This is a genomic window from Turicibacter bilis (genome assembly GCF_024499055.1).
Taxonomy (GTDB): Bacteria; Bacillota_I; Bacilli_A; order MOL361; family Turicibacteraceae; genus Turicibacter; species Turicibacter bilis.
In genome coordinates, this window is sequence record NZ_CP071249.1 from 2,286,074 (window position 1) to 2,298,899 (window position 12,826).

Consider the following 12,826-nt stretch of genomic DNA (forward strand, 5'->3'; position numbering starts at 1 on the left):
AAAGTCTAAGACAGAAATTAAAGTGAGGTGTTTTTATGAAGATAGGGATGGCCTGTGATCATGCAGGTATCGAATTAAAAGAAGAGATTAAAATCTATTTACAAAATGAAGGACATGAGGTTATTGATTTTGAAACGAATCATGAAGAATCATGTGATTTACCAGATTACGTTTATCCCGCTTCAGTGGCTGTTAGTGAAGGGCAAGTAGAGCGTAAAATTTTAGTAGACGGCTTAGGCTATGGAAGTGCAATGATTGTAAATAAACTTCCTGGAATTTTTGCAGCTGTCTGCCAAGATCCCTTTTGTACGAGCTTGGCACGTTCGCATTCAAATCCCAACGTTATTTGCCTTGATGGTAAATTTATTAGCTAGGCCCTTGCTCTCGAGATTGTTAAGACCTAGCTCTCTACTGACTATTTATCGAACATCAAAAAATATACAACACGTGTGGAGAAAGTCATCCAGATTAATCAAAAACATGTGCGAGGCTAATAAGAAGTGATGAACTAAAGAAAGGTGATAATTAAATGGAAGAATTATTAGCACGTCAAAAGACATTAATGTTAAGTACATTAACGAGTAATCACAGTCCATTCATTAGTTATGCGCCCTATATTATGAGAGGCCATGATATCTACATCTATATTAGTCAAACAGCAGAACATTATCATAATCTAGTGGCTAATCCAGCCTGCGCTATTATGATTATCGAAGATGAACATGAGGCAAAAACTATTTTTGCAAGACAACGCGTCTCTTTTGTTGCTTCTGCAACTTTAGTAGAAGAGGAGGAGGAAGTTTATGAATGGTTTAAAGAAGCCCATGATCATAAAATGATTGAGCGTCTTCGTACCATGGATTTTGGATTCTTCAAATTAACATTAAAAAAAGGGCGATTAGTCAAAGGATTTGGACAAGCTTTTGATATTAATTATTCAAATGGTATCCCAAGTTTAAGTCCAGTCGGTGGAGAAGGGACCGCTCATCAAGTACATCTCCAAAAATTGTGAGTAATTAGACTCTTTTCAATTAAAAATTTTTTATGTAAAATAACAGTAATAAGTTAGCAGTGGGGTATTAGCTAAACTTATCGATGGATTAAGATTTAGAAGAGAAGAGAATTAAAGGTGATGGTATTTTAATCATATCATCACAAGGGAAGGATGGAGTCATCATGAAATCGATAGACGTAATTAGTAAAACAACAAAGCCAGTGACAAAGGCAGATTGGTTAAAGCTTTTAAAACAATTAAATCTTGCTAGTGAAGAGTTATTAATTGTTTATACAGATTTAAAATCATTTGATTACGTTATTGGTGGAGCACAAACCATTATCGAAGCAATTTATGAGGTGGCAGGTTATCATACAACGATTATTATGCCGGCTCATTCAATTAACCAAACATGTCCAACTTTCTTTGATGAATCATTACCAAAGAAATGGAAATCGACTATTTATAAACACACACCAGCCTTTGATTCGGAAGTGTCACCGATTTTAGCAGGAGATGTTTCAGAAACTTTCGCAAGAAATCGAAACGTTTGTCGAAGTGAACATCCAATTGCTTCTTATTTAGCGTCAGGAAGAAAAGCAGATTGGTTTATGGCTAATCATCAATTACAATCAATGTTTGGGGAAAATTCACCGTTACAAAAATTATATGCACAAGATGCCAAAATTTTATGTTTAGGTGTAGATTATACTCAGTTAACAGCACTTCATTTAGCTGAATATTTAGCTAATTGTCGTACAAAAACAACTCATGAAGCAGTAATTCTTGAAAATGGAAAACGTGCATTAGTAGAGTTTGAAGATTTAGCGTTAGATTCTAGTCAATTTAATGAGCTAGGAGCGGCTTATGAAAAAATAACTAATGTACAAAAGTATTCAGTTGGTGGAGGAAGTTGCTTCTTACTAGATTATCGATCATTGATAGACTTTGCTACGGATTATTTAAAATTAAATTAAAATTAGGGAGTAGGACATGAAATGTCTTACTCCTTTTTTTTATAATAAATTTGTGATTCTGTTATGACAAATTGCGGATTTACATCGTGTGATTCGGTTTCTATTTGATCAACGATTTGTAAATCAAATGCTAGTGCGATTTTATCTAAAGTAGGATAACGATTTAAATAACGATCATAAAAACCTTTTCCATAACCAATTCGATGACAATTAATATCAAATACGACACCTGGCATAATCATAAGACCCTCGTTATTAGAGATACACTCATTCGTCACAGGCTCTAATATTCCAAATGTACCAGTTGCTAAATCATCAAAGGTGTGAATCTGATAAAATTTCATTTCACCTTCAATAATTTTAGGGACAGCAATGATTTTATTCAATTTCCAGGCTGTTTCGATGATTAATCTTGTGGATACTTCATGACGATAATCGATGTAAGTATAAACGATTGGTGCATTCAAAAAAGAAGGATGATGGCAGACCTTTTGTTGGATTTGTTTACTTTTTTCTAAGATTTCAGTTGCACTTAATTGGAGACGTTGAGAGATAATTTCTTGGCGTAGTTGCTTTTTACTTTTCATATTCTCACCTCAAAAATTGATTATGCTCATTTTATGTTCAATCAGTTCGTATAATGTAAGTAGGAGGGATAGGATGGAAGAGATAATAAAGGAAATTATTTCAGAATATAAGAAACTTGATGAAGTGGAGGCCATTACATTAGCTGGTTCACGAGCAACAGGCCGAAATGATCAGCAATCTGATATTGATCTGGATTTATTTATTACATGCCCAATTTCAATTGAGAAACGTCGTAGCATCGCATTAAAATTTGCTGATCAAATGGAAATTGGAAATGAGTTTTTTGGAAGTTCTGATGAATATATTTTAAGAGATTTTAACATTGATATAGATATTTGTCTATTTAATTTAGAAGACATTGTGAATAACCTTCATTCGGTGATGAATGAGTATCATGCTAGTACAGGGTATACAACTTGTTTTGTTCATAATGTTGTTAATGCTAAGCTTTTATATGATCGTAATGGCTTACTCAAACAGTTACAAAAAGAGTATCATCGACGCTATCCACATCAACTCAAACAAAATATTATTAACATGAATTATCCGATTTTAAGAGATGCTTTTTCATCTTACTATCATCAAGTCGAAAAGGCGATTAAGCGACAAGATTTAAATAGTCTGAATCACCGAGTGACTGCATTTTTAGCTAGCTATTATGATATTATATTCGCAATTAATGAAATGCTGCATCCGGGTGAGAAACGATTACTGTCAATTATTGAGCATTCTTGTCCTATTTATCCACCTGACGCTCAGAAACAAATTGAGCAATTAATTAGAAATATAGGAATTAATGATGAAGTTGTATTAAAGACAATGAATCAGTTAGTAGATGAACTACAAAACATGTTACCCAATGAATTGTTAGATAATAGACAGTAATGAAGATGCAAAAAAAGAAGCTTCTATTAGGAGAGAGCTTCTTTTTTTATTTGATGTTGTTGACGAAATTCAATTGGAGTAAATCCCGTTAATTTTTTAAACATCATTGTATAGTAGTTGTGGTTATTAAATCCAACAGCAAGTGCAATTGATAAAATCGACTCATTATTTTGAATTAGATATTGCTTACTTTTTTCGATGCGTAGTCGATTCAAAAATTTTGAGAAGGTCATTCCTGTCTCGTTTTTAAAAATACAACAAAAATAACTTTTATTTACGTTTAAATCTTTACATACATCTGTCAGTGTAATGTTTTTGTCATAATTTTTATGAATATAGTAAATTCCTTCTCGAACATAGGTGTTAAATTTAGGGGCTGAAAATAAATGTTGCCTCATAATATTTTCAAATAGCTTTCCAAGATAAGAGAGGCAATCAAAAGGTTTATAAGCGAATTGATTGTCCTTACCTAGATTAATAGATTGAAAAGGACCCGCAATAAAATAACCTGTTAGTTGGCGATAATTTTGCAAAGGAAGAACAATAAAATGGATATTTTCAAAATAAGTCAGTGTGGTTAAAGCATCTATTCCTTGTTTGAGATCGTGGTACAAAGAAGTTGAGTTAATAAAATCTTTTATAGACTCCTGAATATCAATATTAAAAATAGAGTTAAAGGTTTGATCGAGAAATTGTACGGGGATGTGGACACAAGTATAAAAATCTAGTAATACATTTTCAATTGATTTCATAAATTTCATCTCCTGTATTGAAATAGATTTAGTGAAGGAAGCGAATATCGTTATAGAAAAACAATATATAGTTTAAGCATTCAGTTTCATTATTGACTATAATATACCCATTGATAATGGTTATCAATTGATAACTCTATTATGTTACAAATAAAGGAGAAAAGCAATGAGAAAATTAGCAATTTACGGAAAAGGTGGGATTGGAAAGTCAACAACGACATCTAACTTATCGGCTGCATTATCTATGTTGGGGCTCAAAGTTATGCAGATTGGATGTGATCCCAAAGCAGATTCAACTAAAAATTTAATGGGAGGAAATTTTATACCAACTGTTTTAGAAGTAATGAATAAAAAAGGGGATAACATTACATTAGAAGATATTGTTTTTGAAGGATTTAATGGGGTGTTATGTGTTGAAGCTGGCGGACCTACTCCAGGGGTTGGTTGTGCAGGAAGAGGAATTATTGCTGCCTTTGAAAAATTAGCTGAATTAAATGCATTTGAAGTTTACCAGCCAGATATCGTTATTTATGATGTGCTAGGTGATGTTGTTTGTGGTGGATTCTCGATGCCAATTCGTAATGGATATGCTGATGAGGTTTATATTGTGACTTCGGGGGAAATGATGTCAATGTATGCCGCAAGTAATATTTCAACAGCAGTTAATCAATTTAAAAATCGAGGATATGCCTCTTTAAAAGGTTTGATTTTAAATGCTAAAAATGTGGAGAATGAATATGAACTTGTTCAAAAATTAGCTACTGAAATAAATTCAACAATTTATCATTATATTCCACGTGATAAAGTCGTACAATTATCCGAAAATGATGGAAAAACTGTTATTGAAAAAGAGAGTAGCTGTGAGATGGCAAATGTATATTTAGAGTTAGCAAAGAAAATAATTGCTTAGTTAAGTAAAAAAAGTAGGAGGAAGAGAAAATGAAAGTTAAAAATTTATTAAGTATGATTTTAGTAGCAGGGATGATGTTAGTTGGATGTCAAAATGACGGGCAAGACGTTGATCAATCAACAGAAAATCCACAACCAGATCAAGCAGTTCAAGAAGAAACTCTAGTTGAGGAGGTAAAAGTTGTATCTGCAACTGTATCTGCAACGAATGTATTAGCGAAATTAGATGCTGAGGTAGTAGGGGTACCAACCACAACACAAACCTTACCGGCACAATATGCTGATTTACCAGAGGTTGGTCAAGCAATGAGTCCAGATTTAGAAATAGTTGCTTCATTAGAGCCAGATTTATTTATTATGGATTCTAATTTTCAAGCTAGTGTAGAAGAGAGTTTATCACAATATGGATTAAATACTTTCTTTTTTGAGACAGGAAGTTATTCTGATTTTGTAAACAGTATTAAACAATTAGGAGTAGAAATTAACCGTGAGGATGAGGCTAAAAAGCTAGTTAGTGAAATTGAAGCATCAGTTACAAAAGCTTTAGAGAAAAAAGGAGATCAATCGCCAACAGTGGCTGTAATTTTTGGAGCAGGTGAGAACTTTATGCTAGCAACAGATACTTCGTATTTAGGAGATTTAGTGAAGACATTAGGTGCAACAAATATTACATCGAAACTTGATGGAGATATGAGTTCAGGCTATGTTCAATTTAGTTTAGAACAAATTTTAGCTGAGAATCCTGATTATGTTCTACGTTTTGCACACGGAAATATTGAACAAACAAAAAAAATGTTTGATGAAGCATTTGATGCTAATGACGCTTATCAAGAATTAGATGCTGTAAAGAGTGGAAAAGTTTATGATTTAGATCCATCAGTTTTTAATGTATCAGCGAATTTAGAAATTACAACGGCAATTGAAACACTTGGAGAAATTTTTTATGGTAACTAATCATGAGTTTAGATAGAAAATATCTTATTATTGGAGGAACAGCACTTGTTTTAGTAATTTTGGTGGTATTATTTTCAACTATTGGAAGTGTTAACTTAAGTTTAGGTGAAATTATTAGTCCGCTAATTCATCAAGATAATAGTATGGTCATGACAATTGTCTACAAAATGCGACTACCACGAAATATTTTAGCGGTTTTGATTGGCGCTAATTTAGCCGTATCTGGTGTTTTATTACAATCTGTTATGAAAAATCCACTTGCTGACCCTGGAATTACCGGGGTTTCAAGTGGAGCTAGTGTGGCAGCAATTATTATTTTGTTATTAATGCCTCAACTTTCAGGCGCTTTACCCTTATTCGCCTTCGTTGGAGGAGCAATTGCATGTGCACTTGTATTTATAATGGCGTGGAAAAATGGTTTAAGACCAGAGCGCATTGTTTTAGCTGGTGTTGCGATTAACACAATTTTAGGTGGATTTATTTCTTTATTATCAACTCTATTTAGTGACAGAATTCAGAGTGCGATTTTATGGTTAAACGGAAGTCTTGCAACTAAAACATGGTCACACGTAGATATGCTGTTTCTCTATTCATTAATTGGTCTAGGACTTTCATTATTTTTGATTCGTAGTGCGAACGTCTTACAACTTGGTGATGAATCAGCAAAAAATCTAGGATTTAATGTAAGTCGTACAAGGCTTGTTATTTCTGCAGTGGCTGTTTTTTTAGCAGCTATTTCAACAGCTGTTGTTGGAATTATTAGCTTTATTGGATTAATTGTTCCTCACATTGCACGTCTGCTAATGGGAAGTGATCATAAATACACAATTCCTTTTAGTATGGTACTAGGAGCTATTGTTTTATTAATTGCAGATACATTAGCAAGAACTATTGGGGGATCGATTGAAATCCCAGTTGGTGTTATTACATCAATTGTAGGTGGACCATTTTTCTTATATTTATTAAGAAAGAGAGGGAACTAGTCATGCTTTGTGCAAAGGATTTAAAAGTAGGATATGAGGATAGAATTATCATTGATAACTTAAATTTATCAATTAAACAAGGTGAAATTGTTTCGATTATTGGTCCTAATGGATGTGGAAAATCAACACTATTAAAAACATTATCTCGTATGATTAGTCCGATATCTGGTAAGGTGTATTTAGAAGGAACTGAATTAAAATATTTAAAAAATAAATTGATTTCTCAAAAAATTTGTTTATTATCTCAACATAATCAGGCACCAAATGATTTAACTGTTGAACAACTTGTTTATTATGGACGTCTACCACACAAAAAATGGTATGAACATAAAAGTGAAGAGGATAAATTATTTATTGATTGGGCTATTGAACAAACAGGGTTAACACGATATAAAGATAAACCGATTGGGTCATTATCTGGTGGAGAGAGACAACGTGCCTATATTGCACAAGCTTTATGTCAAAAACCAACGATTTTATTACTAGATGAACCAACAACCTATTTAGATATTTCATATCAATTAGAATTAATGGAACTCATTCAAGAGATTAATAAAAAATTAAATATTACAGTTGTGATGGTTTTACATGAATTAAATCAAGCGAGTCGCTACAGTGATCGACTTATTATTATGAAACAAGGGACCATTATTTCAGATGGGGCACCGAATGAAATTATTGACCAACAAACAATTGAATCAGTTTATCAAATTCAATGTGAGATTGATTTAGATCCTATTTCGAATAAACCACGTATTCACCCAATTCAAACAATTAAAAGTGCATAGGGGGTAAGGTATGTATACATTAGAAACTTTAAATCGCCTGAGTGAGATTCAAAGTGACCAAGATATTAAAAGTTTATCACATGCAATCTTTCCAGGAACACATTGTCCACTATTTGGCGTTGCTTTAACTGCCTCATATATTCAAAATATGATAATCGTTGTTATAGGAACAAGTGAATGCACTTATTATACAAAAAACTTTGCTTATCATCGCCAAAAGGGAAAGGATAGTGTTTATTCATTAGTTCTTGACGATAACGAAGTTGTATTTGGTGCAGTAAATCAAGTTGAAAAAGCAATTAAAGAAATTATTGAAATTGAAAATCCAGATGCGATTATGTTAGTAACAACGTGTGTTCCAGAATTAATTGGAGAAGATTATACAGGAGTTAAGTACAGTTTAGAGCAGGAGGGTAATATTCCTATTTTTGTTGTACAAACCGAACATTTTAAATGTAATTCTCATATTCCAGGAATGTCGCGAACGCTCAAATCATTTGCACAAGCAATGCAGCCATGTGCTCAAAATGATAGTATCAATATTTTAGGACATCGACAAGATAAAGTAGATGAAACAGAGTTAGTGCAGTTATTAACTAAGCATGGAATCACGATTAATACAGTTATTCCATCAAAATGTACAATTGAACAAATTAAAGAAGCACCTCGTGCAAAATTAAATATTGTGACTGATATGATTGCTCTTGACCTAGCAAAAGAAATGAAGCATCGCTTTAATATTGATTATATTTATTTTGATAAACACTTAAATCATAAGATTATTGATGAAAATTATAAACAAATTGAAGGATTATTTGGAATCTCATTACAAGAAGATCTAGAGCAGGTTAAGTTAGAATATCATCAATTGTTTAATCGATGTCAGACACTGTTAACAGGGAAGAAATTAATTTATGGGAATACGCCAATGATGGCATTTGAAACAGTAGATTTCTTAAGTGATTTAGGGCTAGTTCCTGTATTTGTTCAATTACGTAAATTATATGATCAAGATATTAAATTTAAAGACAATCTTTTAAGTAAAGGATATGATCCATATATTAGTCGTATTGCAAATATTGCCCCATTACGTAAGCTATATGACACGATTAGCGCAGACTTATATGTTGGTCATGAAAGTCCAATGTTATTAAAGCAAAAAGGTATGTTACAAATAACGTTTGATGTTCATGCACAAAAAATTGGATATGAACTTTCAATTGGAATGATGAAGGATATGATTAAGTTATTTGAAATGGAATCAATGCCAATGGGAGGAATGATACATGCAGCTATGTAAATATTATCCTATCGCTAATGATCGGATGGGAGCAATTTGGACACTGGCATCTATTAAAGGAGCATGTGTTATTGAATTTGGACCGGCCGGAACTACTCATTATGCAATTGAAGGAATTGGAAGTTTAAATGGAAAACATGAAGCTAATATCTATTCCACTCATATGGATCAAAGTGATGTGACTTTTGGAAAGTATGATCGTCTCGAACAAGCAATTATGGAAGTTGATGAAAATATTAAACCAAAATATATTTTTGTTATGGCTTCTTCAATTTCATCTATTATTGGAGCAGATGTAGAAAGTGTTTGTTTTGAATTAGAGTCTAAAGTTAGTGCTCAATTAATTCCAATAACAACAGGGGGATTAAAACACCATTATCATATTGGTGTTGAACAAACATTGTTATTACTTGTTAAGAATTTAGTCAAGCCTGCTCAAAAAGATCCAATGAAATACAATATTCTAGGATTTACAATGGATAGATATAATTATTTATCTGATGTAGAAGAACTAAAGCGTATGATGACTTTATTTTTTAATAAACAATTAAACGCTGTTTTTACTTGTGAAACTAGCGTTGAGGATTTAGAGAATGCTGCAACCGCTAGTTTAAATATTGTTGTCCGACGCGAAGCATTAAAGGCTGCACAGTATTTAGAAAAAACATATGGAATTCCGTATATTTATCATTCATTACATGGGTTAGAGAATACGATGAAATTTATTCAAAAACTAGCTATATTTGAGGGATATGAATTAAATGAAGAAAAATATGAAGAAGAAGTTACTCAAATTAAACAACAAATGTTTACAGTGAAACGAAAATTCTTTTTCTATAAAGAAACAAAAAAATGTGCTGTCTTTGGTGATTATGATACTGCAGTCGGAATGAAGCAACTACTTGAAGAGTTAGGATTAGAAGTTAATCGAGCTGAGATTTTATATCAGACAGAGGTAGAGGAACCATTAGTAGCAGGTGGGACTGAATTTGACCGAATGAAGTATTTAAAGCAAGAATCTTTATTGCTGCTATTAGGTGATGGCGCAACAATTGAGATGGATTATACCGCTAAATCTAGTCATCAAGTAAGCAATCCTAATTTACATCATATAATGATTTATCCATATACGCCTTTTATTGGATTTAGAGGGATGTTGTATTGGATAGAGAAAATTTTAAATATTAGTTTATAGGAGCTTAAAATGGAGAAGTTATTAGAACAAAAAAGTCTCATGATTAGTTCATTAAATCATCAATTATTACCGGAAATCAGCTATGCACCATTTATAAGAGATGGAATTGATTTGTATATCTATATAAGTAAGGCTGCTGCTCATTATCACCATTTATTAATGAATCCAAACTGTTCAGTTATGCTGATTGAAGATGAAAAAGATGCGAAAAATATTTTTGCGAGGGAACGACTTTCTTTTAATTGTAAGGTAGATTTGATGAAAGAAGTAGAGGAGGATATCTTTAAAAAATTTGATGCTAGCCATGGGGCATCAATAATGAGTATTTTAAAGAAACTAGATTTTGATATATTTAAATTAAATATCCAGTCTGGACGATTAGTTAAAGGATTTGGAAAAGCATATGATATTACTATTTGTGACGATCAATTAATAATTAGTGAAGGATCTGTCATGGGACATAAGATGAAATAAAATCACCAGTTTAACTGGTGATTTTTTTAAAATTAACAAAAAGTTAACAATCCTTAAGATTGGTTTAAGGTGTATCAATATAATGGAAGTATAAGATATTTATTCAATCTAATTGGAGGTTATTATAATGGCGATTAAATCATTTAAACGGTATGAGAAAAAATTTTTATTAACGAATCAACAATATGATGCACTAATTCCTAAGTTGTTAGATTACATGGAACCGGATCATCACTGTTTAGATGGAAAGAACTACAGCATCTATAACATTTATTACGATACGATTCATTCTGATGTCATTCGTCATTCAATTTCAAAACCTTATTATAAGGAAAAGCTAAGGTTGAGAAGTTATAAAATTCCTAAAAAGCCAACAGATAAAGTTTTTCTAGAATTAAAGAAAAAGATTAATGGAATCGTCAATAAACGCCGTGTGATTTTAACTTTAGAGGAAGCAAGAGATTTTGTTGAGCAAGGAATACGACCTGAAACATGTGACTATATGAGTGAACAAGTCATCAATGAAATAGCTTATTATTTGAGTCATGAATCTGTAAAGCCATCTGTTTATATTGGCTATACTCGTAAAGCATTTTTTGCTAAAGATGATCCGGAATTTCGTTTAACCTTTGATTCAAAAATACTGACAAGACGTGAAAATTTAACACTTGAAGGGGGATATTATGGGGATGATATTCTTGAAGAAAATCAATATTTAATGGAAGTTAAAATTTTAGGTGCCATCCCGGTTTGGTTTACGAAGATTTTATCAGAATTAGAGATTTACAATACTCATTTTTCAAAATACGGTCAAGAATTTATGAAGTATTGTGCCCAAGATAAGGATGAAATAGAAGAGAAATGGAGAGATATCGCATGTTAGAAACAATTATTCAATCAACAGATGGAAGTTCATTTACATTACTTAATACGTTAATTGTCATTGCAGCTGCAATCATTTTAGGGTTCGTGATCAGTTTAGTTTATATGAGGACAACTAAAAAAGCTGGATATAGCCCAAGCTTTACGATTACTTTGATTATGTTGCCAGTTATTATTTCAATCATTATTTTATTAGTTGGTAATAATGTTGCTCGGGCATTTAGTTTAGCAGGAGCCTTTTCATTAATTCGATTTAGAAGTGCCCCTGGGGAACCAAAAGATATTGCATATGTTTTCTTTACTTTAGCAGTAGGTTTATGTTGTGGGATGGGCTATATTGGATACGCCGTTATTTTTACTATCTGTTTATCACTAGTTATGCTAATATTAGATGCTACAAAATTTGCAATGCCTAAAACAAAAGCTATGAATTTAAAAATTATTGTCCCAGAAGATTTAAATTATGAAGGTATTTTTGATGAAGTTTTAAATAAATATTCAAGCAACTATCATATTGAAACAATTCGTACTCGTGATTTTGGTGCTCTTTTTGAACTAAATTATTCAATTCAATTGCTTGAAGGAGCGAATCAAAAACAATTAATTGATGAATTAAGATGTAGAAATGGAAACTTAAATATTACATTAACTTTAAATGCTCAAAATGAAAAAGTATATGTTTAAAAATATAGCCAGCAAGTTCTGAAAATTTGCTGGCTTTTACTATGTAATTAAGTGGCTGTTGACTAAGAGAGAATAACATAAATTCTTCAAGCTGTTTATTCCTAACTAAACAATCAGTCCTACTCATTTATGAGATTTAAGATATACCCAAAGGGGGCGTCATTTCAGGTGCTGAAATATGATTCTAAGAAGCCTCTTGGTTTTAACAGTTTTCGATAATGTAGCTTTGTTATTATAAATTATAAGCCACTGTTACTTTTTGAGGGGGGACTATTAGAGTTTTTAATAAAAGTTTTTTTGTTGTTTTAGTTTGTTTGTTATTGGCTTATCTTTTTCTAGTTATAATTGATATCATTAGTATTTATTCATCTCATCTTTAAATGAAGAGTAAGGTTCCTGAATGCAGTAACTCTTTAGTAGATAAAAATGAAGGTGAGAACACGTTCTCTGATACAACTGCT

General features: G+C 32.0%; 15 protein-coding genes. 13 read left to right on the forward strand and 2 right to left on the reverse strand.

The window, feature by feature from the left end:
- Positions 1-35 precede the first annotated feature (35 nt).
- The 3 genes from J0J69_RS11010 (at position 36) to J0J69_RS11020 (ending at position 1,971) form a co-directional block, all read left to right on the forward strand.
- On the forward strand, positions 36-374 hold the full coding sequence (locus tag J0J69_RS11010; protein ID WP_237252623.1) for an RpiB/LacA/LacB family sugar-phosphate isomerase: 339 nt from the start codon (positions 36-38) through the stop codon (positions 372-374).
- A 155-nt stretch (positions 375-529) separates the two neighbouring features.
- Entirely contained in the window at positions 530-1,012 is a 483-nt protein-coding gene (locus J0J69_RS11015) for a HugZ family pyridoxamine 5'-phosphate oxidase (RefSeq protein ID WP_070100313.1), read from the forward strand.
- 164 nt (positions 1,013-1,176) lie between these two features.
- Entirely contained in the window at positions 1,177-1,971 is a 795-nt protein-coding gene (locus tag J0J69_RS11020; protein ID WP_237252620.1) for an AAC(3) family N-acetyltransferase, read from the forward strand.
- Between the two features lie 26 nt (positions 1,972-1,997).
- On the opposite strand, the gene J0J69_RS11025 is transcribed toward J0J69_RS11020, so the two are convergent.
- Entirely contained in the window at positions 1,998-2,558 is a 561-nt protein-coding gene (locus tag J0J69_RS11025; protein ID WP_055241810.1) for a 5-formyltetrahydrofolate cyclo-ligase, read from the reverse strand.
- A gap of 73 nt (positions 2,559-2,631) precedes the next feature.
- Between J0J69_RS11025 and J0J69_RS11030 the strand changes: the two genes are divergently transcribed.
- A complete protein-coding gene (locus J0J69_RS11030; protein ID WP_212725040.1) occupies positions 2,632-3,444 on the forward strand; it encodes a DUF4037 domain-containing protein in 813 nt (270 codons plus the stop codon).
- Between the two features lie 26 nt (positions 3,445-3,470).
- On the opposite strand, the gene J0J69_RS11035 is transcribed toward J0J69_RS11030, so the two are convergent.
- Entirely contained in the window at positions 3,471-4,196 is a 726-nt protein-coding gene (locus J0J69_RS11035; RefSeq protein ID WP_055305423.1) for a helix-turn-helix transcriptional regulator, read from the reverse strand.
- A 166-nt stretch (positions 4,197-4,362) separates the two neighbouring features.
- Here J0J69_RS11035 and J0J69_RS11040 point away from each other — a divergent pair, with 166 nt between their 5' ends.
- From J0J69_RS11040 to J0J69_RS11080, 9 genes are all read left to right on the forward strand, one after another.
- Entirely contained in the window at positions 4,363-5,106 is a 744-nt protein-coding gene (locus J0J69_RS11040; RefSeq protein ID WP_212725041.1) for a nucleotide-binding protein, read from the forward strand.
- A 29-nt stretch (positions 5,107-5,135) separates the two neighbouring features.
- Positions 5,136-6,059, forward strand: a complete 924-nt coding sequence (locus J0J69_RS11045) for a helical backbone metal receptor (RefSeq protein ID WP_212725042.1) — start codon at positions 5,136-5,138, stop codon at positions 6,057-6,059.
- Between the two features lie 2 nt (positions 6,060-6,061).
- Positions 6,062-7,042, forward strand: coding sequence for a FecCD family ABC transporter permease (locus J0J69_RS11050; protein WP_212725043.1), 981 nt, complete (start codon positions 6,062-6,064; stop codon positions 7,040-7,042).
- 2 nt (positions 7,043-7,044) lie between these two features.
- Positions 7,045-7,830 carry an ABC transporter ATP-binding protein gene (locus tag J0J69_RS11055; protein ID WP_212725044.1) on the forward strand — a complete coding sequence of 262 codons (786 nt, stop codon included), beginning with the start codon at positions 7,045-7,047 and terminating at the stop codon, positions 7,828-7,830.
- Positions 7,831-7,840: 10 nt separating this feature from the next.
- Positions 7,841-9,130, forward strand: coding sequence for a nitrogenase component 1 (locus J0J69_RS11060; protein ID WP_212725930.1), 1,290 nt, complete (start codon positions 7,841-7,843; stop codon positions 9,128-9,130).
- Positions 9,117-10,325: a nitrogenase component 1 gene (locus tag J0J69_RS11065; RefSeq protein WP_055305417.1), complete on the forward strand. Its 1,209-nt coding sequence runs from the start codon at positions 9,117-9,119 to the stop codon at positions 10,323-10,325. The genes J0J69_RS11060 and J0J69_RS11065 overlap by 14 nt, the downstream gene beginning before the upstream one ends.
- A 9-nt stretch (positions 10,326-10,334) precedes the next feature.
- Positions 10,335-10,799, forward strand: coding sequence for a HugZ family pyridoxamine 5'-phosphate oxidase (locus J0J69_RS11070; RefSeq protein WP_212725929.1), 465 nt, complete (start codon positions 10,335-10,337; stop codon positions 10,797-10,799).
- 127 nt (positions 10,800-10,926) lie between these two features.
- Complete coding sequence (locus tag J0J69_RS11075; protein ID WP_055305415.1) at positions 10,927-11,682, forward strand: polyphosphate polymerase domain-containing protein; 756 nt, start codon at positions 10,927-10,929, stop codon at positions 11,680-11,682.
- A complete protein-coding gene (locus J0J69_RS11080) occupies positions 11,676-12,365 on the forward strand; it encodes a DUF4956 domain-containing protein (protein WP_055305414.1) in 690 nt (229 codons plus the stop codon). Before J0J69_RS11075 ends, J0J69_RS11080 begins: the two co-directional genes overlap by 7 nt.
- Positions 12,366-12,826: the final 461 nt, after the last annotated feature.